This is a genomic window from Streptomyces sp. PL-25, from assembly GCF_058344915.1.
In genome coordinates, this window is sequence record NZ_CP136997.1 from 5,808,130 (window position 1) to 5,829,838 (window position 21,709).

Here is a 21,709-nt window from a genome sequence, read left to right on the forward strand (position 1 = left end):
GGCGCTCGTTCTGGTGGGGCGTCAAGAGTTCTGTTGGGCAGGTCACGGCCTGTTCAGGATGGTGTATATCAGTGGGGCCGCTGACGGGGGCGACGCTCTGCGCGGGGCAGTGGGTCCTCGATGGTCGATGTCCCGGAAGAAACCAGCCAGCGGTGGGATCTCCAGTGATGGCCGATCACGGGTGGCCACTGAACTGCACGAATGGTCTTTCCGCTGTTTTCCGCTCGTGTCCGTTGATGCAGCCGGAAGTCCCAGAGAGGTCCCAAGGCGCTCCCACGGTCCGCAGCCACTCTTTCGGCTCTATGCCGCTTGGGAGGCGCCGTGTGAGCTGGTGCGTGGGGACCACCACGTGATTCGAGCCGGCCAGGACCGCGCCCAGGAAACACCCCGCGTGCGCGGGGACCACACACCCAGGCCCTGCTCTGCCTCGCCCGCCGCAGTCACCTGACCTGCGGGTCTGCGAGGAGGACGATTCGATCGGCCTCGACGTCGAAGCCGATCACCGGATGGCCATCGTCGCCCTCCGGGTCCATCAGCACGGGCTTACCCAGCCGTCGGCCGATCTCCCGGAGGAAGTCGCAGAACACATCCAGCCGCTCCTGGCCCTGTAACTCCCGCAGGTCGACGTCGAAGTCGACTTCATCGGCAGCATGGAAGCGGAAGATCGCCAATACATCTGCAGTCGGCCAGACCCGCAAGTCCGGGCGCTCGGCATCCCCCGGGCGCGACAGCACGGCCTTCGCCCGGGGCACTGGAAACACCGTCTCTCCCTCGGAGTACTGGCACTTCCAGCCCTTCTCCGCGACAAGATCAAGGACCGTCTGCCAGTCCTCCACCGAGGCATCCGGGACACGCACGTCCGGCAGCGACCCCATCAAGTCCGGGTCGAAGAAGCACTTCACGTCATCCCACAGCAGATCAGCCACCCCGCCATGCTGCCCCGGCTCACCGACTCGACGCACCCCCGTTTCCCTTGACCGAAGTCATAGGGGCACCCCCGCGGAGCAACTGGCTGACGACGTCCTGCGGGTGGCGCGGGAGGAGTCGGCGACGTGCGTCTGCGTGGCTTCGGTGTCCGCTTCATTCAGAAGCTCCTGACGGTGGGACCGTCGCCGCTGCTGTCCACGACAGCACCTGCGGCTGCCTGATCCGGATGCCGACACAGCTGCAGTAGCGCGACACAGTGAGAATCAGTGCCAGATCCGCCCGGCCACAGCGGGGTCAGAGGCGGGCGAGGTCGGATCCGCGCACGCTGGCGCAGTTGCCTACCGGCAGGTTGATTCCGAACAGCTCGACGCTGCGGACCTGCGAGGCCTGGACCTGCTCGGTGGCCAAGACGGGGGCGGCGACCGAAGCGGCCAGGGCCAGCGCTGCGAGAGCGGCACCGGTCACGCGAGAGGTCACACAGAACGTGGGGGCACTTCCTTTCCGGCGGGAAAGATCGCCGTAGAAATGCCCGTTCCACGGGGCAACTGCGAAGCTGCATCGCGCCCACCCGAACGAGGGACAGTGCGGGTCACCGGACCGCGCCCGTGAGTGAACCGCCCGCTGTCCCGTCGCGGGGAGGTGCGGCAGCGCACGGTGCCAGCGTGCGGGGAGGTGCCACCAGATGGAAGAAGCGGCGTGCCGAGCATCCCGGCGACTTCGTGCCGGTCCGCATCCCTCGGACCGACCGTCCGGCAGCGCTGCTGCCGGATTTGGAGGTACGAGGCGGGGGTGTCTATGGCCATGCCGGGTTGAGTGTCCGCCTCGCACATCACCGGCAAGTTCGCGAACGCCGCCACGCCTCTTCTTGCAGAAAGCTGCGGTCAGACTTTACTGACACGCCAGGCGATTGCTCCTGTTGCGTTGGACTTCCCGGAGACTTCGAGCAGTAGGTCAGGAGAACCTGGGAATCGAACCATCTCCATGGACTGATCGCATGGAACGGTCTTGGGCTTCGTTCCCTCCGCAGGATGGAATGAGACCTCCACGTCGTCGCTCCCGACGCACACGACCGCCACGCGGGACTCAAGCCCTTTGCTCAGTCCGAGCTGCGTATGCAGTCCATCGTGCACGCGCTCCGCTCCCGAAGCGACGAATTTCCCCTTCTCATCAGCAGCGGTGGTGTCCAGGGCACTCTGCGCCTGAGCAATGAGCCGTTGCTCTGCTGCTTGCTGTGATGGCGCCGTGCTACTGGCGGAGGGCGAAGGTGTGGTGTGAGTGGTCCGGCTGGATGCGTGTTCGTCATGGGACGATGAGCAGCCCACGAGGAGCAAACCCGACACCAGAGCAACCCCGACCGTAAGTTGACCGCGTCCCGTCAGCAGGCTGCCGATGGCGGTCACGATGAGGTTTCCCAGTACTTCCATCCCACGGATCGCGTACCTTGCCCCGGTCCCCGGTCCCCGGTGCGTGGCTGGGGCACGGGCTTCGCGCCGCGGTCTGGCCCATGCGCGCTGCCGCTCCCGGGGCCGGCCGCGTCGGTACATTGACGTTTCGGTCCATGGCGGGAGGCAGGCAGATGAGTACCGAGGAGTTCGGCCCGAGGACGGTGGGCGGGAAGCTGATGTACAACCGGGCCGTGCGGGTCGACGAGCCGCGCAGCTGGCTGTTCGTGTCCGGGCACGAAGCGCGGGACGACGACGGCGCCATCACGCACCGGGGTGACATGGCGGGTCAGATGAGGCTCACGCTGCGGCGACTCGGGGAGACCGTGGAGGAGGGCGGCATGTCGATGGCGGACGTCGTGCAGATCCGGATCGTCACCACCGACCTCGCCTCGTGCAAGGCCCACTACGACGTGCTCATGGACGGACTCGCGGCCGTGCGCTGCCGGCCCGCCAGCCTGCTGGCGGAGGTCAGTGCCCTGTCCGACCCGGACATGCTCATCGAGATCGAGGCCGTTGCGGTGCGCTGAGACCGGCGGCCTCCGTCCGTGGAGGGCCGCGGAAGCACGAGCCGAGTCCCCGCGGCAGAGGTGCCCTGCGCCGTGCGGGCGTCGCACTGCGGTGTCCCGCGAGGCGGTTCAGGCCGTAGGAGACGTCGCCGACCGGGGGCAGCGGACGTGCCGCAGTAGTCTCGGTGACAGGGTGACGCCCGATCCTCAGCCGGTGAGAGCGGTCAGTGGTGCCGACATCGGGCCTGGACTTCCGTCGCGGGCGAAGGCGGCCCAGGTGGTACGCACCCGGCGGCCGATCGCGTCCACCTCCGCCCAGTCGGCGTCGCCCAGCATCGGCGCGCTCCGCCAGGCCCCGGCCGAGCCGAGGAGCAGGGGGAGCTCGACGCAGTGGGTGGCACCGAAGGGTGAGTTGTGCGGGCGCCAGTCCAGGCGGTAGCCGTACGCGCGGGCACCGGCCCGCTCCAGTTCGCCGCGCAGCGCTGTGAGCGGCCTCTCGAACACGCGCCGGGTGCGCTCGGCGACGCTCCCGGAGTCGTCCGGGCCTTCGGGGAAGGCGGACATGTCGTCGGCATTCCATCCGTACAGGACGTCCACGGCGCCGTTGCGGGAGTCGAGCGGCCCGGCCTCGGCGGGCAGTGGTCCGGTGCCGCTGACCGGTCCGAAGGCGGGAGCCAGGGAGTTCCCCGTACGGCGCTGCTGCTCGGCGGCGGTCAGGGCCTGTGCGGCCAGCAGCCGCTCGGGGGCGGCGGTCCGTGGGTCGGTGCCGAGGCGGGCGGCGAAGAAGCGGCCGAGGTCCCGTGCCTCGTCCACCGGCCGGGTGGCGATGGCCAGTGGGGCGCTCTGCAGGATCGCCCGGCGGAACAGGCCGCTCGCCTCGGGCACGTCCATCAGCAGCCGGATGGACAGCGCGCCGGCCGACTGGCCGAAGAGAGTGATGTTCCCGGGGTCGCCGCCGAAGCGGGCTATGTGCTCACGCACCCAGCGCAGCGCCTCCAGTTGGTCCCACAGCCCGAGGTTCCCCTCGCTGACGCCGTCGAGGAGGAGGTAACCGAGGGCGCCCAGCCGGTAGCCGGCGCTGACGACGACCACGTCCTGCTCCGCTGCGAGGGCGCCGCCGTCGTACCAGTCGCGGATGCCGGCGCCGCTGCTGAAGCCGCCGCCGTGGAACCAGACGAGCACCGGCAGGCCCGGCGAGCCGGGTGCCGGGCCGCCCCGCGGAGCGGTGACCGCCAGCTGGAGGCAGTCCTCGCTCTGCGGCCGCCGGTCGAGGGGCGGGCCCATCACCGCGTCCAGACGGGACGGAGGCTGTGGGCAGACGGTGCCGACCGGCCCGGCGGGGGCCCCGGAAACCGGGGGGCGGGGCCGGGCGAAGCGCTCGGCGGTGGCGTACCGCAGGGGGCCGCTGCGGAAGACGGGGCGGTCGATCATGCCTTACCTGCCAGTTCGGAGGGCGACGGTGACGGCTCGGCCGGCGCTACCGGGGCGACGCGGAAGAGCGCCACCGCGCCGGCCAGGCTCAGGGCGCAGACACCCACCAGATACCACGTCACGCCCGTCGAGGAGCCGACCGAGTCGAGGAGTGCGCTGGAGATCACGGGCGCCAGGCCACCACCGAGCACGGCACCGGCCTGGAGGATGAGCGACGTGCCGGAGTACCGCACCCGCACCGGGAAGGTGTCGGCGATGATGGCGCCCTGCACACAGTGGGTGGGCGCGATGATCAGGCCCATCCCGGCGAGCGCCAGCAGCGCCATGGCGGTGTCACCGGTGTCCAGCAGCGGGAAGAACACCGCGCACCAGACAAGGACGGCCACGGAGCCGCCGATGAAGAGTGTGCGCCGGCCGCTGCGGTCGGCGATCCGGGTCCACACGGGGATGGACACGCCCCACAGCACGGCCGCCCCGCTGACCCCGAGGACCAGGAACCGCTGGTCGTAACCGAGGTGGTCGGTGCCGTAGGACAGGGTGAAGACCATGAAGACGTAGGCGACCGCCGAGTTCGCGACCACGGCCAGCAGGGTGACGAGCAGGCGGACCCGACCGGTCCGCAGCGCGGCGGCCAGCGGGAAACGGACGACCTCGTGCTGCTCCTTGGTCTGTTCGAAGGACGGCGACTCGGTGACCCTTAGCCGGACCACGAGACCGACCCCGACCAGGACGATGCTCAGCAGGAACGGAACACGCCACGCCCAGTCGGTGAACGTGCCGTCCCCGGCCAGGGACTGGGTGACCAGGAAGACCACGTTCGCCAGCACCAGGCCGGCCGGAGTGCCCATCTGAGGAAAGCCCGCGTAGAGATTGCGACGTCCCTCGGGAGCGTGCTCCATCGACATCAGGGTCGCACCGGCGCCCTCGCCGCCGAGCCCGATTCCCTGGACCACGCGCAGCAGGACCAGCAGCACCGGGGCCCACAGGCCGATGGTGTCGTAGCTGGGCACGAGCCCGATGAGGGTGGAGCCCACCCCCATCAGGAGCAGGGACACCACCAGGGTCGAGCGGCGGCCGAGACGGTCGCCGAAGTGGCCGAAGACCAGCCCGCCGAGTGGCCGGACCACGAAACCCACGGCGAGGGTGCCGAAGGCGGCGAGCGTCCCCGCGGCGGGGCTCAAGGACGGGAAGAACTGCTTGTCGAAGACGAGAGCGGCTGCCGTGCCGTAGAGGAAGAAGTCGTACCACTCCAGGGTGGTGCCCAGAAGGGTGGCCAGCGCTGTCCTGCTCGCGCCCCGACGCCTCGCGTCGTCGCTCATGGGATACCTCGTTCGCTGGGGGAGGGACGGGTGGACGCCCGTTGTCGAGGGATCCTGTGTCCTCCCCGCAGAGGTCACAAATGCCGTTTTGGCCTGCCAGTATTGCAATCCGGGTATAGCTGCCCGGGGGAGCCGTCCGGCGGGGCACCGCCCCGGCGGCGCACGGGTGTGCGCGTGGACGGAAGACGAGAGTTATACCCATCCTGTGATGGGGCGCGGCGAATTCTTCATTTGTCAGGCATGGCCCGCCAGTTCCAGTGTGGGGCCATGACGGCACAGACTCCGCGGTGGATCCGCAACTTCGTCGACGGGCGTTTCGTCGACCCCACCGACCGATGCTTCGACGCGATCGACCCGGCCACCGGCCAGGTGCACGGCCGGGTCCACGAGGCCGACGCGCCCCTTGTGGACCGGGCGGTCTCGGCGGCCCGCAGGGCGCTGACCCCCTGGTCGGCGACACCCGTCCGGGAGCGCACCGACGTGCTGCGCCGGGCGGCGGACCTGATCGAGGCCCGGTTCGAGGAGTTCGTCGCCGCCGAGTCCGCCGACACCGGCAAGCCCCTCGCTCTCGCCCGCGACCTCGACGTGGCCCGAGCCGTGGCCAACTTCCGCACGTTCGCCGACGTGGTCGCCGCCGCCGGCCAGGAGTCCTTCCTGACCGACCTGCCCGGTGGCCGCCAGGCCCTCAACTACGCGGTGCGCAAGCCGCTCGGCGTGGTCGCCGTCATCGTCCCCTGGAACCTGCCGCTGCTGCTGCTCACCTGGAAGATCGCCCCGGCGCTGGCCTGCGGCAACACCGTCGTCGTCAAGCCGAGCGAGGAGACCCCGGGCACCGCCACCCTGCTGGCCGAGGTGCTCGCCGAGGCGGGACTGCCAGCCGGTGCCTACAACGTCGTGCACGGTTTCGGCGGGGGCTCGGCCGGTGAGTACGTCACCTCGCACCCGGGGATCGACGGCGTCACCTTCACCGGTTCGTCGGCTACCGGAGCGCATGTCATGAAGACGGTCGCGCCGCGGGTGCGTCCCGTCTCTTTCGAACTGGGCGGCAAGAACGCCGCGCTCGTCTTCGCCGACGCGGACCTCGACGAGACCCTGGACGGGCTGACCCGGTCGGTGTTCGCCAACACCGGCCAGGTGTGCCTGTGCACCGAGCGGGTCTACGTCCAGAGGGAGGTCTTCGCCGACATCGCCGACGGGCTCGTGGAGCGGGCCCGCTCCCTGCGCCTGGGCGACCCGCGGGACGGCGCGACCACCACGGGCCCGCTCATCTCCCAGGGCCACCGCGAGAAGGTGCGTGGCTACATGCGGCTCGCCCAGGAGGCGGGCGCCGAGGTGCTCACCGGTGGGGGCACTCCCGACCTCGGCGCGGAACTCGACGGCGGCTCCTGGATCGAGCCGACCCTGTGGACCGGCCTGACCAACGCCGACCGGCCGGTGCGTGAGGAGGTCTTCGGCCCGGTCGCCGCGCTGATCCCCTTCGACACGGAGGAGGAGGCCGTCGCCCTGGCCAACGACACGGAGTACGGCCTCGCCGCCTCGGTGTGGACCCGGGACCTCAGGCGCGGCCACCGGGTGGCGCAGGCGATGAACGTGGGGATGGCCTGGGTCAACACCTGGTTCCTGCGGGACCTGCGCTCGCCCTTCGGCGGCGTCGGCCTCTCCGGCCTCGGCCGCGAGGGAGGCGCCTCGTCGCTGCACTTCTACACCGAACCGACCAACGTGTGCGTGCAGTTGTGACGGACACCGTGACCCCACCCCGAAGCCGAAGGAGACGATCGATGATCACCCAGGAGACGGTCGGAGCCCTGGCCGCCGTCCTCGACGACGCCCAGACGTCGGTGTCCGACACACCGAGCCTCGCCGACACCCACACCCTGACCGTCGACGACGCCTACGCGGTCCAGGCCGCGCTCCTCGCCCGGCGCACCGCCCGCGGCGAACGCCCCACCGGCGTCAAGCTGGGCTTCACCAGCGAGGCGAAGATGGCCCAGATGGGCGTCTCGGAGATCATCGTCGGCAGGCTGACCGACGCCATGCGCGTGGTCGACGGCGCAGAGGTGGAGCTGGCCCGGTTCATCCACCCGAAGGTGGAGCCGGAGGTCGCCTTCCGGCTCGGCCGGGACGTCGACCCGCACGACCCCGACGCCGACCTCGCTGACTGCGTGGACGCCGTGGCCCCCGCCCTGGAGATCATCGACTCCCGCTACCGGGACTTCCGCTTCACCTACGAGGACGTGGTCGCGGACAACACCTCCGCGGCAGGCTACGCGGTCGGCCCCTGGCTCCCCGTGCGGGACGTCTCCGACCTCGCCGTGCACCTCACCCACGGCGAGAACCGGGCCGAGGGCACCACCGCGGCCATCCTCGGGGCGCCGGTCAACGCGCTGCGCGCGCTGCTCGACATGGCCCGCCGCCGCGACGTCCCGCTGCGCGCCGGCGACACCGTGCTCGCGGGCGCGGCGACCGCGGCGGTCGCACTGACTCCCGGCGTCACGACCTGCGAGGTCGCCGGACTCGGCCGCGTCAGCGTGAGGAGCGTGTGATGGACACGGCACGTGTCATCCCCGGGAGGGCGAAGCCGCGCGGGCGCTTCCCGCACTTCCGCCGCGCCGGTGACCTCGTCTTCGTCTCCGGCACCAGCTCCCGCCGCCCCGACAACTCCTTCGTGGGCGTCGCGACCGACGAGATGGGCACGACCGACCTCGACATCCGGGCGCAGACCCGCGCGGTCCTCGACAACATCGGTGACATCCTCGCCGACGCCGGCGGTTCGCTCGCCGAAGTCGTCCAGGTAACCGCGTACCTGGTCAGCATGAACGACTTCGGCGGCTACAACGAGGTCTACGGCCAGTACTTCGACGAGACGGGGCCGGCCAGGACCACTGTGGCCGTACACCAACTGCCCCACCCGCACCTGCTCATCGAGATCCAGGCCGTGGCCCACCTGCCGGTGGCCCGTACGGCCGGCGACACCGCGGAGGAGACACCATGACCGACATCCCCGAGGTCATCGACTTCCAGGGCTGGATCGACGACCACGCACATCTGCTGAAGCCCCCGGTGAACAACCGGACCATGTCGCTCGGCAACGACTTCATCGTGCAGATCGTCGGCGGCCCCAACCAGCGCACCGACTTCCACCTCGACCCGTACGAGGAGTGGTTCTACCAGGTCAAGGGGGACATGCACGTCAACCTCATGACCGAGGACGGCCCCCGGACCGTACACATCAGGCAGGGTGAGGCGTGGCTGCTGCCCGGCAACGTGCCGCACTCCCCGCAGCGCCCCGACCCGGACTCCATCGGCCTGGTCATCGAGCGGGTCCGCGAGGAGGGCACGCTGGAGAAGTTCCTCTGGTTCTGCCCGTCCTGCTCCGCGCGCGTGTACGAGGTGGAGCTCCAGGTCACCGACATTGTGGCCGACCTGCCGCCGGTCTTCGAGCGGTTCTACGGCGACGAGAAGGCCCGCACCTGCTCCGCCTGCGGGACCCTCCACCCCGGAAAGGGCTGACCGATGGCAGAGCTGATCGACGTCCACACCCACTACGTGCCGAGGGGCTGGCCCGACCTGAGGGGCCTCGGCGGGCCCGACGCCCCCTGGCTGAGGGTCGAGACGCAGAAGGAGGCCGTCATCATGACGGGGTCCGCCGAGTTCCGGCGGATCCGGTCCGACTGCTGGGACGCGGAGGTCCGGTTGCGCGACATGGACGCGGACGGTGTGCGTGCCCAGGTGGTCTCCCCGACACCGGCCTTCTTCCACTACGGCCGCAGCGGTGCCGAGGCTGCGAGGATCGCGCGGATCTTCAACGACCTGGCCCTGGAGATCACCGCCCCCGCGGCCGACCGGCTGATCCCGTTCTGCCAGGTACCGCTCCAGGACCCGGACGCCGCCTGCCGCGAACTGGAACGGGCGGTCGCCGCCGGCCACCGGGGCGTCGAGATCGGCAACCACGTCGGCGACCAGGACCTGGACAGCGAAGGCGTCGTGACCTTCCTCCAGCACTGCGCTGCCCTCGACGTACCGGTCTTCGTCCACCCGTGGGACATGGACAGCTCGCCCCGCCTGGACCGGTGGATGGCACGGTGGCTGACGGCCATGCCGGCCGAGACACACCTGTCGATCCTGGCGCTGGTCCTCGGCGGTGTCTTCGACCGGATCGACGAGCGTCTGAGGATCTGCTTCGCCCATGGTGGCGGTTCGTTCGCCTTCTGGCTGGGCCGCATGGAGAACGCCTGGCACGCCCGCAACGACGTCGTCGGCACCTCCGAGTACCCGCCCTCGCACTACGTGGGCCGCTTCTCCGTGGACTCGGTGGTCTTCGACGACCGTGCGCTGCGGCTGCTCGTGGACACCCTGGGGGAGGACAGCGTCATGGTGGGCAGCGACTACCCCTACCCGCTGGGGGAGCGGCCGGTGGGCGAGGTCGTGCGCAAGAGCGGCTTCCTCACCGAGCAGGCCCGGCACAAGATCACCCGTGGCAACGCGGAACGCTATCTGGGCTTCTGATCTCTGCCGCGTCCCCGGCTCCCGGCTCCCGGCTCCCGGCTCCCCGGCCCGCTCCACGCGGGTGCGGGGACCGGTGCGCTCAGCCGGTGTCGACGACGCTGCGGAGGGCACCGCCGTCTCCCCGGCCGCCGTCGTCGTCGCTCGGGCTCTCCCGCATCGCGTCGGCGGTCTCCTCCAAGCTCTGGATCAGCGCGCGGGCCGACGGGCTGAGGGTGCGCTCCGCGGGCAGGGTCAGACCGACCCGGTGGCCGACCTGCTCCAGCGGCACGGGCAGCCGCGCCAGACGGCCGTCGTCCCACACGATCGAGCCGGGCAGTACGGCCACCACGTCGGTTTCCAGCAGGAGTTGGCGCACGGTCAGGAAGGACGTCGCCTCGACCCGGTTGCGCGGCAGTTCGAGTCCGCGGCGGGTGAAGAGCTCCTCCACCTCGCGGCGGAGCGCGGTCTGCGGTCCGGGAAGGATCCACGGGAAGCCGAGCGTGTCGTGGAGCCCGGCGCCCGGCTGTCCGGTCAGCGGGTGCCCGGCCCGCACCACCAGCCCGACGAACTCGTCGTACAGCGGGCGCCGGACCAGGCCCTCGCCCGACGGAGCGGTCAGCCGGCCCACGACCAGGTCGATCCGCCCGGCCTCCAGACCCAGCAGCAACTCCTCGGGAGACGCCTCGTGCACCACCACCGTGAGGAAGGGATGGTCCCGCTTCAGTGCGGCCACCGCACGCGGCAGCAGGATGTTCGAGCCGGCCAGGTGGGTGCCGACGACGACGGTGCCCCGGTCGGCCGCCGCCAGCTCGACGACGTGCCGGCCCGCCTGTGTGAGCTGCGCGAGGACGGCCCGAGCGTGCCGGGTGAACGCCTCGCCGAAGACCGTGGCGCTGACTCCTCGGGGACCGCGCTCGAAGAGCCGCACGCCGAGGATCTCCTCCACCTCGTGCAGGCTCCGGGTCGCGGCGGGCTGGGTCACGTGAAGCTCGGCCGCCGCGCCCACCACCGAACCCTGCCGGGAGAGCGCGTCCACGAGAAGCAGGTGACGCAGCTTGAGGCGGCCGTCGAACAGGCGGGGTGTCTCCACAGCCCGACACTAACCGAACCGGAGTCCTCCCTCCGTCCGCCCACCGCGCAGCGTTCGCGACAGCCCCAGGGACGCCGTGCGCACCGCCGGGGCGAGTCGGGCGGCGCTGAACCGCTCCCGCGGCACCGCTACCGACAGCGCGGCCACGGCCGCCCCGTCAGCGAAGACGGGCGCGGCGATGCAGCTCACCCCCTCGGCGGCTTCCTCCTCTTCGTAGGCGAGGCCGGCCACCTGGGTCTTCTCCAGGGCCGCGCGCAGCCGTGCGGGGTCGGTGAGGGAGTGGGCGGTGAGGCTGGGCAGCGGCCCGGCCAGGACCTCGTCGGTCAGTTCGGTGCCGGAGAAGGCCAGCAGCGCCTTGCCCACGGCGGTGCAGCTCAGCGGCAGACTGCCACCGATGCGGGACGGCAGCCGCAGCGCGTCGTGGCCGTGGATGCGTTCGAGGTAGACGACCTCCCGGCCCTCCCGGACGCCGAGGTGGACGGTCTCCCGGGTCGCCTCGAACAAGTCCTGGAGGAACGGCAGGGCCGCCTCCCGGAGATCGCGTCTGCGCGGTACCCGGGAACCGAGTTCGAAGAGCTTGGCCCCCAGCCGGTAACGCGCCCCCGAGCGTTCCAGCCAGCCGAGCCGCACCAGGTCCGCGGCCAGCCGGTGCACCGTCGGCTTCGGCAGACCGGTCCTCTGCGTGAGTTCCGACAGGCGGTACGACTCGACGGTGGGGTCGAGGCATTCGAGGATCTGTGCGGCTTTGTCGAGCATGTTGCCGGAGTCATTGTTCCGTGTCACGGAACGAACTTTGCCTGCCCTGTGCTCCGCTGTCTATACCGGACTCGTCACCGAGGCCCGCCCGGGGCCCAGCGGGACGACCGGTCATCTTCATCCTGGAGGCTTCACATGACTTCCCCGCCCGAGCGAGTCCGGCCGGACGGTGCCGACCCGCGCGTGGTCCGCGCCGCCGACACGCTCGCCGAGGCCGCCCGTACCGGACTGCCCTGCGCCCCGGTGCGCGCGCTGTTCGCCGAGGGCGACGTCGACGCCGCCTACGAGGTCCAGCGGCTCAACGTGCGACGCGCCCTCGCCGCGGGCCGTCGGCTCACCGGCCGGAAGATCGGCCTGACCTCCCCGGCCGTGCAGCGGCAACTCGGGGTCGACCAGCCGGACTTCGGGGCGCTCTTCGCGGACATGCAGATCCGTGACGGGGGCCGGGTGCCGACCGGACTGCTGTTGCAGCCGAAGGTGGAGGCCGAGGTCGCCTTCGTCCTCGGCGCGGACCTGCCGGCGTCGGACTGCACCGGCGCCGGAGTGCTGCGGGCCATCGAGTACGTGCTGCCCGCCCTGGAGATCGTCGACAGCAGGGTGGCGGGTTGGGACATCTCCATCGTCGACACCGTCGCCGACAACGCCTCCAGTGGCCTGTACGTCCTCGGCCGCACCCCCGTCCCCCTCGGCCGCCTCGACCTGCCCGCGCTGGCGATGACCATGACGCGCGACGGCGAGGAGGTGTCCCGCGGGACCGGTGCCGACTGCCTCGGCAGCCCGCTCGAAGCGGCCGTCTGGCTGGCCTCGGCCCTCGCCGCAGTGAACGACCCGCTCCGGGCCGGAGACGTCGTACTGACCGGCGCGCTGGGTCCGATGGCCCCGGCGGCACCGGGAGCCCGGTTCCGGACGGACATCGGCGGACTGGGCTCCGTACAGGTCGAGTTCGCCCCCGAGGACACCGCACGTGCCGCAGTGACAGAAGGAGAGAGCCGATGAGCAGCGAGAGCAGCGCCGCCGGGACACGCACCAAGGTGGCCGTCATCGGATCGGGAAACATCGGCACCGACCTCATGATCAAGGTCCTGCGGCTCTCCGGCAGCCTGGAAGTGGCCGCCGTCGCCGGTATCGACCCGGCCTCCGACGGCCTGGCCCGTGCCCGCCGCCTGAAGGTGGCCACCACGCACGAGGGCGTCGAGGGCCTGGTGGCCATGGACGAGTTCGCCGGCGTGGAGATCGTCTTCGACGCCACCTCGGCGGGTGCGCACCGCCACCACGCGGACGTCCTCGGCCCGCTCGGCCGCACCCTCGTCGACCTCACCCCCGCCGCCCTCGGCCCCTACGTGGTCCCCCCGGTCAACGGCGACGCCCACCTCGACGCCCCCGACGTCAACATGGTGACCTGTGGGGGCCAGGCCACCATCCCGATGGTCGCCGCCGTCGCCGCGGTGACCCCCGTGCACTACGGCGAGATCGTCGCCTCCATCGCCTCGCGCTCCGCGGGCCCTGGAACCCGCGCGAACATCGACGAGTTCACCGCGACCACCGCGTCCGCCATCGAACAGGTCGGCGGCGCGGCACGGGGCAAGGCGATCATCGTCCTCAACCCCGCGGAACCCCCGCTGATCATGCGTGACACCGTGCACTGCCTGGTGTCCGACTGCGACACCGAGCGGATCACCGCCTCCGTGGAGGAGATGGTGGGCCGGGTCCAGGCGTACGTGCCCGGCTACCGGCTCAAGCAGAAGGTGCAGTTCGAGCGGGTGAGCACGGACGACCCGCTGCGCGGGCTGCTGCCCGCCGGCACCACCGGGGACGCCCTGCGCGTCTCCGTCTTCCTGGAGGTCGAGGGCGCCGCCCACTACCTGCCCGCCTACGCGGGCAACCTCGACATCATGACCTCGGCAGCACTGCGCACCGCCGAGCGCATGGCCGCACACCGCTCCACCGAAGGGGCCGCACGATGACCACACCGAACACCGACGACGCGCGCACGCCTGGAGCGTCCGGGGACACCGCGCCACCCGCCCTGTACGTCCAGGACGTCACCCTGCGCGACGGCATGCACGCCGTACGCCACCGCTACACCGTGGAACAGGCCCGCACCATCGCGGGTGCCCTGGACGCGGCCGGCGTCACGGCCGTCGAGATCGCCCACGGCGACGGACTGGCCGGCTCCAGCATCAACTACGGCATCGGCGCCCACACCGACTGGGAGTGGATCGAGGCGGTCACGGACGCCTCCCGCCGGGCCGTGCCGACCACCCTCCTGCTCCCCGGCATCGGCACGCTGCACGACCTGCGTCAGGCACACGCCCTCGGTATCCGCTCGGTGCGGGTGGCCACCCACTGCACCGAGGCCGACATCTCGGCCCAGCACATCGCCGCCGCGCGGGACATGGGCATGGACGTCGCCGGGTTCCTGATGATGTCCCACATGGTCGAGCCCGCCGAACTGGCCCGCCAGGCCAAGCTGATGGAGTCCTACGGCGCCCAGTGCGTCTACGTCACAGACTCCGGAGGCCGACTGACCATGGACGGCGTGCGCGACCGCCTGCGCGCCTACCGCGATGTCCTGGACCCGGCCACCGGCCTCGGCGTCCACGCCCACCACAACCTCGGCCTCGGGGTCGCCAACTCCGTCGTCGCCGTCGAGAACGGTGTCACCCGCGTCGACGCCTCCCTCGCCGGCCAGGGCGCCGGTGCCGGAAACTGCCCGCTGGAGGCGTTCGTCGCGGTCGCCGACCTCATGGGGTGGAAGCACGGCTGCGACCTGTTCGCGCTCATGGACGCCGCCGACGACCTGGTCCGCCCGCTCCAGGACCGCGAGGTGCGCGTCGACCGGGAGACCCTCACCCTCGGGTACGCCGGTGTCTACTCCAGCTTCCTCAGGCACGCCGAGGCGGCTGCCGCCCGCCATGGCCTGGACACCCGCACCATCCTGGTGGAGGCGGGCCGTCGGGGCATGGTGGGCGGCCAGGAGGACATGATCACCGACATCGCCCTCGACCTGGCCACCCACGCCATCGGGACGACCTGACCGACCGGGTACGGCCGGCGGAGACCGGGGGGAGGTCCGTGGCTCGGGTGATCACACCGACGACGAGGCCATGAGTGAGCAGCGCACGCGTTCGACCCTCATCTGCCGCATGGCCCCGACAGTCTTGACGCTCGTATGACGCTCCGATGCCTCGCGCCCAGTCCGGAGCGTCGAGAGCACCCCTGACCTGCGCCCTCTTCGATGAGTCTCGGCGTGACGTGTTTCCGATGACGCACCATGTGGAGTGTGTGGCGATCCTCGAACCGGCGGCGAAGGGCTCCTGACCTGCGGTATTGTGCGTGCGCATGATGTGCGATGTGGGCGTTACGGGCGATATCTTGACGCTGAAATGACGCTCTGCTGGTGGTACACGGCTCAGATGCGGTGCGACCAGCGGAAACAGCTCCGATCGCCACAGGCTGTGGACGTCTGGTCCGGGTATGGTCCGGATCTTGGAAACTCATGGGGTTCTCGTCCAGGACGTAGCGGACGGTGGGGCCGCCGAAGTAGTCGCGGACGAGGTGCGGTTGCCGCTGGCGTCTGTGGAAGAAGCGGCGGGTCTCGGCGGCGAGTCCGGCCTGGTTCCGGGCCCTGTGCTGTGCGGGCAGACTGTGCTTGAGGTCGGCGTTGACCAACTCGTCACGGTTGAGCTCGGGCGAGTACGACGGCAGAAAGTGCAGCTCGACATCGTCGAAGTGACCGGCGAGCCGGTCCAGGAAGCGGCACATCACCTCGGCGGTGAAGCTCTCGATGGAGACCATGAAGTGCATCCGGCCCTTGGTGCTGGTGCCGACCTGCGAAAACGGCCGCATTTATTTCATTAACTTTCCTTAGTGAAATATCCAAGCCGAATTGCCGCTGCCCTGAAAGCCGTCATTCGATTCTACTCGGCCCCCTGGCATCAGCCAGATGTGGCGCTGAGACGTCATGCGCTGAGACGTCATACACAGTCGCACCCTCGGGAGGACTGAAGGCGTATCCCTTCACGAAGCCGCGGACATGCAGGAGCGGATTCGGCGGTGTACCCAGGAGTGCTGCCTCACGGAGCGGAACGGGAAGCGGGACTGGCGGGCTGCGTGGAGCCTTTGGGGGCCGCTGGGCGAGTCGGGGATCTTCGGGGTGCTGTGCAGGGCGGACAGGGGAAGTTTGTGGACCCTGCGAATTCTTGGCCCGAGGCCGGCGAGGAGCCAGACGCGTGGCGCGCTACCCTCGCCGGCATGAGTGATGACATCGTCATACGGCAGATCACCGACTCCTGGCGCCGGATCGAAGCCTGGCTGGAGCATCACGCCCCCGCCACACACGCCGCCCTGGGGTCTGGGGGCACCCAGGAGGAGATCGACGCCGCAGAGGCCGCCCTGGGAATCGCTGTCCCCGTAGAGCTGCGCACGCTGTGGGGTCTGGTCTCAGGGGGAAGCGCGGGGGGCTACGGGCTTTTTCTCGGCAACGCGATGCTCATCGGCCTGGACGAGGCCGCAGAGGTATACCGCAGCAAAATGCGGGGACAAGTCGATGAGGAATACGCGGACATCGTCTGGAATTCCGCATGGATTCCCGTTTTCTCCCCCAACTGTCATGACACCGTCTCCGGCGCCTACCTCAACACAAAGACCGGCCTGCTGTGGAACTGGACGAAATTCGCCCACCAACCCCCCGGTGACGACGAGCAGGACTCTGTGGTCACCTACCTGGAAAAGCTCGCCGATTATCTGGAGTACCCCGACATGGCTCCCGATCGGCCTGGAACGGTCGAAGGTGCCCTGGCGTGGCGTTCCTTCGTGGGTGAAGACGAGAGCTGGCAGCCGGCCTGAGCGCGAGAAAAGGGAAAGCCTCTCTCCGCGTGTGTACGGAGAGGGGTTTTCGTGTGGCTTTGGTCAGCTGATCTTCTTCCAGTCACAGGTCACGATGCCGCGTGCGCAGTGGTTGAAGCCGGGGGTGTCCACGAAGAACTCGTCCCCGTCGAGCATCCGCCACGCGGGAGCTGGGAAGCCCTTGAACGCGTTGCGGTTCTGATCCGAGGAGATCGACCCACGGCCGCATTTTTCGCTGTAGTTCAGCGTGTACGGGTCCTGGCCGACGTCGGAGAGCAAACCGAACTTGCTGGAGACGACATCGGTGTAGACCGCGCCGCACTCCGAGCCGTCCGTGACCTTGTTCAGCGACTTGGGGAAGCCTCCGGACTGTTGGGTCGAGGCCATCGCGTACTCGTCACAGTCCGTGGCGCCCACCGCAGCCGGGACCTTGTGCGGGTTCCACTTCTTCCCGCAGATCTGGTAGCGGCTGTCGTCGGACGTCCAGGTCTTTCCCTGGGCGTTCTTGACCATCGTGTCCGGGCCGAGGTAGCTCAGCAGTGAGTCCCAGCGCTGGGCCCCGGCGTGGTCTTTCATGCGCTCCTGCATCAGCCAGTAGTAGCCGCCGGCCGCCGGGTACTTGTTGGTGTCGACAGTCCACTTCAGCTTGAAGTAGGGCAGCACACAGCCGGGGGCGACTCCCATGTTGTAGTCGTCGCAGCGCGGGGCCAGCTCACGGACGGAGTCGATGCCTGTGCCGCCGAAGTCTGCGGTGGCGGGGTTACCGCCCGCGTCCACGGTGGCGGTCACCTTCCAGCTCAGGTCGATGGTCTCCTTGCCCGTGCCCGTCCAGCGGGTCTGCGAGGTGCCGTAGACCGGGTGCCCCATGTCCGTGGGAGCGGGGGTGAACCACAGGTCCGCGTCGGTCTGGCCGTACTCGTCCTTCCACACCGGCCGGGTGGTCACGCAGCTCTTGCAACTGCTGCCGATCTCCCACTTCATGCGCACGATCTGGAGCTTCGGGTCGATGAACTTCGGGATGACGATCATCTGCTGATCGAATTCGGCGAAGTCGCTGCCGCTTTCGCTCTTGGTCGGGTACGCCTTGATACGCTGTTCGAAATCGAAGGTGGCGATACCGAGAGCGGGCTTCTTCGGGTCGGTGTCCACGAAGATGAGGGTGCCCTCCCCGAGGTCGCGCATGCAGGCATCCGTACGGGTCATGTAGACCCCGTTGTCGGCCTGATCCTGGCACCAGGTCAGCAGGTCGTACTGCCGTCCGGGAAGAGCTGCGGGCGCGAGGGAAGACTTGCTGCCCTTCTCGGGCTTCTTGAATTCCCAGCAGAGCTTGTTGCCTTCCGCGTCCGGCTTGCCGCAGGGGGACGGCTCGTCCTTACGGGCTGCGCCGAACGGGAGCGGAACCGCAGCGCCGGGCTCGGTCCGGTTAACCGTCTGTATCTCCTGGGCCTTACTATGCCCGCGCGTGCGGGGAGCAGCACACCGAGAACCGGAACGCGTCCGGGTCCGCGGGACCATCCCCGCGCGTGCGGGGAGCAGAACGACCCGATCGTGCTCGCCTACGCCGACTCGGGGCCATCCCCGCGCGTGCAGGGAGCAGAAGTTCTTGGTCCGGTCCCACGGCACGTCGTTGGGACCATCCCCGCGCGTGCAGGGAGCAGCCTGCTCACGGTCGCGGTCCTGACCGGGGTGCAGGACCATCCCCGCGCGTGCAGGGAGCAGACTTGCTGACCTGCGAGTCTATTGCCGCAGGGACACGATCTCAGTGACTTTCGCAGGTTCCGACCAATAGGGCATTTGTGGTAATCGGTCTCGTGGGCGGTTCTCGATGGATCAGGGGAAGCCGACGATCTTATGTGACGGGGGTGGCCGTTTGCCTGTAGTTGCTTCTGTTGGCTTGTTTTGGTGTGAGGTGGTGGTCGGTGCCTGTATCAATCGCTCATGAGTGGTGAGGGGAGCGCTTGTGCCGGCCTGTTGGGTCGGATCGGGGGGTCCGCCCGGTCGGTGTGGGCCAAGTATGACCGCGATACCGATGGGTGGTTGCCGTTGTGGCGGCACATGGAGGATGCCGCTGCGGTGGCGGGCCTGTTGTGGGACCGGTGGCTGCCGGTAGGGGTGCGCAGGCTGGTGGCCGAGGCGTTGCCGCAGGGTGATGCAGACGCACGTGCCCTCGCTGTGTGGCTTGCCGGTGTGCATGACATCGGTAAGGCCACGCCGGCGTTCGCCTGCCAGGTGGACCAGCTTGCCGAGACGATGCGTCAGCATGGGCTGGAGATGCGCTCGGCGAGGGCGATGGGGCCGGACCGTCGGATCGCGCCGCACGGACTGGCTGGACAGGTGCTGCTGGGGGAGTGGCTGGAGGAACGGCACGGGTGGGTGCCCGCCCGGACCGGGCAGTTCACGGTTGCTGTGGGCGGCCACCACGGTGTGCCGCCCGAACACGCCCAGATCACAGCCTTGTACGAGCATGAAGAGCTGCTGCGTACTCCTGGTGCGAGCGGCCGGGTCTGGCGGCAGGTGCAGACAGAGCTGCTCGACGCCTGCGCCGAGCGTTTCGGTGTGGCACAACGGCTCGCGGCATGGCGGGCGGTGAAGCTGCCGCAGCCGGTGCAGGTGCTGCTCACCGCGCTGGTCATCGTCTCCGACTGGATCGCCAGCAACCCGGATCTTTTCCCGTACTTCCCTGATGGCGCGTCCCGCGATGACCAGGAGCGTCTCACCACAGCCTGGCAGGGACTGGACCTGCCGGGGGTCTGGCGGGCCGAGGAATCACGCCGAAGTGCGCAGGAGTTGTTCGCTTCCCGGTTCGAACTGCCGACGGGAGCGCGGATACGCCCGGTCCAGGAGACGGCCGTGGAACTCGCCCGGGCCATGGAGACGCCTGGTCTGTTGATCGTCGAGGCACCGATGGGGGAGGGGAAGACGGAGGCGGCGCTTGCCGTGGCGGAGATCTTCGCGGCGCGTTCGGGGGCGGGAGGCGTGTTCTTCGCTCTGCCCACCATGGCCACTGGTAACGCCATGTTCCCGCGCCTTCTGGATTGGCTGGAGCGATTGCCGGGGGTGGCCGGCTTTCGCCGTTCGGTACATCTGGCGCATTCCAAGGCCGCTCTCAACGAGGACTTCGCCGGCCTGATGGCCCGTGCCGGGCGGGTCGCGGCTGTCGGGGTGGACGAAGCGACGTCCGCGCCTCGGCAGCGGCACCACACGCAGCACCGCGCGGCTGCCGAACTCGTGGCGCACGCATGGCTGCGTGGCCACAAGAAGGCCATGCTGGCCTCGTTCGTCGCGGGCACCATCGACCAGTTGCTGTTTGCCGGATTGAAGAGCAGACACCTGGCACTGCGGCACCTCGCCATGGCGGGGAAGGTCATCGTCATCGACGAGGCCCACGCCTACGACACGTACATGAGTGTGTACCTGGACCGGGTGCTGTCCTGGTTGGGGGCCTACCGGGTCCCGGTGGTGGTGCTGTCAGCGACCCTGCCGGCTTCACGCAGGCGGGAACTCGTCCAGGCGTACTCCGGCCGGGCCGATGCCGAGCCGGAGACGGCCGCATCGGATGTGTACCCGCTGCTGACGGCAGTGGCTCCGGGCGGCTCCGCACTGTGCCGCCGCCCCCAGGCGTCAGCCCGGTCGACGGCGGTCTGCCTGGAACGCCTCGACGACGGCCCGGATGTCCTCGGTGACCGGCTGGAGCACGAGTTGGCCGACGGCGGGTGCGCCCTGGTGATCCGGAACACGGTCAGGCGTGTGCTGGAGACGGCTCGTGCGCTACGCGACAGGTTCGGGGCCGAGAACGTGACCGTGGCCCATTCGGGCTTCGTCGACCTCGACCGGGCGGACAAGGACAGCACGCTGCTGCGCCTGTTCGGGCCACCGGAGAAGACGGATGGCAGGCCCACGGGCCGGCATGTCGTGGTGGCCAGCCAGGTCGCCGAACAGTCCTTGGACGTTGACTTCGACCTGCTGGTCAGCGACCTGTGCCCCGTCGACCTGCTGTTGCAGCGCATGGGGCGGCTGCATCGCCACCAGCGCGGCCCGGGGCAGAAGGAGCGGCCCGGGCGGCTGCGGACGGCGCGCTGCCTGGTGACGGGAGCCGACTGGACGGCCCATGTGCCCGCCCCGGTGCGGGGCTCGGTCGCCGTGTACGGGCAGTACACCCTGCTGAGATCGGCCGCAGTGCTCCTTCCTCACCTTGACGGCGGGCCCGGGCGGCCGGTGCGGCTTCCGACCGACATCAGCCCGCTCGTGCAGAGCGCGTACGGGGAGGCACCGGTCGGGCCGGACCATTGGCAGGAGGCGATGAAGAGGGCACGCGAACAGTTCGAGCGGCACCGCGACGATCAGGCCGAGCGCGCCGCCGTGTTCCGGCTCGGGGGCGTCGGCAAGCCGGGACGCCCGCTGTTCGGCTGGGTCGCCGCCGGAGTCGGGGACACGGACGACACCCCCGCCGGACGTGCCCAGGTCCGGGACAGCCGGGACAGCCTGGAAGTCGTCGTCGTCCAGCGCCGCGGCGATGGGCATCTCGTCACCCTGCCCTGGCTCAAGCCGGACAGCAAGAAGCGGCAACGAGCCGGTCTCGCACTGCCGCAGGATGCCACGCCGACGCGGTTCGCGGCCCGTACGGCCGCGAGCTGCGCCCTGCGGCTTCCCAGGCAGTTCTCCGGCGAGACCATGGACCGAGCCATCCAGGAGCTGGAGCAGTTGTACATGCCCAAGTGGCAGGGCAAAGACAGCCCTTGGCTCTCCGACCAGCTCATTCTCGCCCTTGACGAGAATTGTCAGACACGGCTGGCAGGATTCTCGCTCCGGTACAGCCCAAGTGACGGCCTGGAGGTGACCCGTGCTGAAGAGTCGCCTACGTGAATTCATGGGTGAGCCATCCCGGCGCGGGCGGGGAGCAGT

Annotated in this window: 19 protein-coding genes and 1 pseudogene; 11 read left to right on the forward strand and 9 right to left on the reverse strand. The window is 69.7% G+C overall.

Annotated features, from left to right (window positions below; genetic code table 11):
• Nucleotides 1-440 precede the first annotated feature (440 nt).
• From R4Z62_RS26005 to R4Z62_RS26015, 3 genes are all read right to left on the reverse strand, one after another.
• Complete coding sequence (locus R4Z62_RS26005) at nucleotides 441-926, reverse strand: hypothetical protein (RefSeq protein WP_064537688.1); 486 nt, start codon at nucleotides 924-926, stop codon at nucleotides 441-443.
• A 295-nt stretch (nucleotides 927-1,221) separates the two neighbouring features.
• A complete protein-coding gene (locus R4Z62_RS26010) occupies nucleotides 1,222-1,392 on the reverse strand; it encodes a hypothetical protein (protein WP_385571502.1) in 171 nt (56 codons plus the stop codon).
• Between the two features lie 416 nt (nucleotides 1,393-1,808).
• Nucleotides 1,809-2,351: a DUF6023 family protein gene (locus tag R4Z62_RS26015; protein WP_491521026.1), complete on the reverse strand. Its 543-nt coding sequence runs from the start codon at nucleotides 2,349-2,351 to the stop codon at nucleotides 1,809-1,811.
• Nucleotides 2,352-2,503: 152 nt separating this feature from the next.
• On the opposite strand from R4Z62_RS26015, the gene R4Z62_RS26020 reads away from it, so the two are divergent.
• On the forward strand, nucleotides 2,504-2,899 hold the full coding sequence (locus tag R4Z62_RS26020) for a Rid family hydrolase (protein ID WP_382844597.1): 396 nt from the start codon (nucleotides 2,504-2,506) through the stop codon (nucleotides 2,897-2,899).
• A gap of 186 nt (nucleotides 2,900-3,085) precedes the next feature.
• Here R4Z62_RS26020 and R4Z62_RS26025 read toward each other — a convergent pair whose 3' ends face one another.
• Entirely contained in the window at nucleotides 3,086-4,309 is a 1,224-nt protein-coding gene (locus R4Z62_RS26025) for a carboxylesterase family protein (protein WP_491521027.1), read from the reverse strand.
• Nucleotides 4,306-5,628, reverse strand: coding sequence for an MFS transporter (locus R4Z62_RS26030; protein WP_491521028.1), 1,323 nt, complete (start codon nucleotides 5,626-5,628; stop codon nucleotides 4,306-4,308). Before R4Z62_RS26030 ends, R4Z62_RS26025 begins: the two co-directional genes overlap by 4 nt.
• Before the next feature lie 267 nt (nucleotides 5,629-5,895).
• Here R4Z62_RS26030 and R4Z62_RS26035 point away from each other — a divergent pair, with 267 nt between their 5' ends.
• From R4Z62_RS26035 to R4Z62_RS26055, 5 genes are read left to right on the forward strand one after another with little or no spacing between them, the layout of a single operon-like run.
• Nucleotides 5,896-7,365, forward strand: coding sequence for a 2-hydroxymuconic semialdehyde dehydrogenase (locus R4Z62_RS26035; RefSeq protein WP_064535716.1), 1,470 nt, complete (start codon nucleotides 5,896-5,898; stop codon nucleotides 7,363-7,365).
• A 41-nt stretch (nucleotides 7,366-7,406) separates the two neighbouring features.
• Nucleotides 7,407-8,171, forward strand: a complete 765-nt coding sequence (locus R4Z62_RS26040) for a 2-keto-4-pentenoate hydratase (RefSeq protein ID WP_355481741.1) — start codon at nucleotides 7,407-7,409, stop codon at nucleotides 8,169-8,171.
• Nucleotides 8,171-8,620 carry a RidA family protein gene (locus R4Z62_RS26045; protein WP_064535718.1) on the forward strand — a complete coding sequence of 150 codons (450 nt, stop codon included), beginning with the start codon at nucleotides 8,171-8,173 and terminating at the stop codon, nucleotides 8,618-8,620. Before R4Z62_RS26040 ends, R4Z62_RS26045 begins: the two co-directional genes overlap by 1 nt.
• Nucleotides 8,617-9,138, forward strand: coding sequence for a 3-hydroxyanthranilate 3,4-dioxygenase (locus R4Z62_RS26050; RefSeq protein ID WP_064535719.1), 522 nt, complete (start codon nucleotides 8,617-8,619; stop codon nucleotides 9,136-9,138). Before R4Z62_RS26045 ends, R4Z62_RS26050 begins: the two co-directional genes overlap by 4 nt.
• 3 nt (nucleotides 9,139-9,141) lie before the next feature.
• Nucleotides 9,142-10,134, forward strand: coding sequence for an amidohydrolase family protein (locus R4Z62_RS26055; protein ID WP_064535720.1), 993 nt, complete (start codon nucleotides 9,142-9,144; stop codon nucleotides 10,132-10,134).
• Nucleotides 10,135-10,213: 79 nt separating this feature from the next.
• On the opposite strand, the gene R4Z62_RS26060 is transcribed toward R4Z62_RS26055, so the two are convergent.
• A complete protein-coding gene (locus tag R4Z62_RS26060; RefSeq protein WP_064535721.1) occupies nucleotides 10,214-11,203 on the reverse strand; it encodes a LysR substrate-binding domain-containing protein in 990 nt (329 codons plus the stop codon).
• A 9-nt stretch (nucleotides 11,204-11,212) separates the two neighbouring features.
• Nucleotides 11,213-11,959, reverse strand: coding sequence for an IclR family transcriptional regulator (locus R4Z62_RS26065; RefSeq protein WP_385488831.1), 747 nt, complete (start codon nucleotides 11,957-11,959; stop codon nucleotides 11,213-11,215).
• Nucleotides 11,960-12,094: 135 nt separating this feature from the next.
• On the opposite strand from R4Z62_RS26065, the gene R4Z62_RS26070 reads away from it, so the two are divergent.
• Genes R4Z62_RS26070 through dmpG form a run of 3 tightly spaced genes read left to right on the forward strand, consistent with a single transcriptional unit; the run spans nucleotide 12,095 to nucleotide 14,996 of the window.
• Nucleotides 12,095-12,955 (forward strand): 2-keto-4-pentenoate hydratase, encoded by an 861-nt coding sequence (locus R4Z62_RS26070; RefSeq protein WP_491521029.1) that lies wholly within the window; start codon nucleotides 12,095-12,097, stop codon nucleotides 12,953-12,955.
• Nucleotides 12,952-13,923, forward strand: coding sequence for an acetaldehyde dehydrogenase (acetylating) (locus tag R4Z62_RS26075; RefSeq protein ID WP_491521030.1), 972 nt, complete (start codon nucleotides 12,952-12,954; stop codon nucleotides 13,921-13,923). The genes R4Z62_RS26070 and R4Z62_RS26075 overlap by 4 nt, the downstream gene beginning before the upstream one ends.
• Nucleotides 13,920-14,996: a 4-hydroxy-2-oxovalerate aldolase gene (gene dmpG, locus R4Z62_RS26080; protein WP_491521031.1), complete on the forward strand. Its 1,077-nt coding sequence runs from the start codon at nucleotides 13,920-13,922 to the stop codon at nucleotides 14,994-14,996. Before R4Z62_RS26075 ends, dmpG begins: the two co-directional genes overlap by 4 nt.
• Before the next feature lie 638 nt (nucleotides 14,997-15,634).
• Here dmpG and R4Z62_RS26085 read toward each other — a convergent pair.
• Nucleotides 15,635-15,808: pseudogene (locus R4Z62_RS26085) on the reverse strand (hypothetical protein); the annotation flags it as partial.
• Nucleotides 15,809-16,213: 405 nt separating this feature from the next.
• On the opposite strand from R4Z62_RS26085, the gene R4Z62_RS26090 reads away from it, so the two are divergent.
• Nucleotides 16,214-16,807 (forward strand): SMI1/KNR4 family protein, encoded by a 594-nt coding sequence (locus tag R4Z62_RS26090; RefSeq protein ID WP_491521032.1) that lies wholly within the window; start codon nucleotides 16,214-16,216, stop codon nucleotides 16,805-16,807.
• Nucleotides 16,808-16,870: 63 nt separating this feature from the next.
• Here the strand turns inward: R4Z62_RS26090 and R4Z62_RS26095 are convergent, their stop codons facing one another.
• On the reverse strand, nucleotides 16,871-17,989 hold the full coding sequence (locus tag R4Z62_RS26095; protein WP_491521033.1) for a hypothetical protein: 1,119 nt from the start codon (nucleotides 17,987-17,989) through the stop codon (nucleotides 16,871-16,873).
• Between the two features lie 873 nt (nucleotides 17,990-18,862).
• Between R4Z62_RS26095 and cas3 the strand changes: the two genes are divergently transcribed.
• Nucleotides 18,863-21,670, forward strand: coding sequence for a CRISPR-associated helicase Cas3' (cas3, locus tag R4Z62_RS26100; protein ID WP_491521034.1), 2,808 nt, complete (start codon nucleotides 18,863-18,865; stop codon nucleotides 21,668-21,670).
• Nucleotides 21,671-21,709 lie beyond the last annotated feature (39 nt).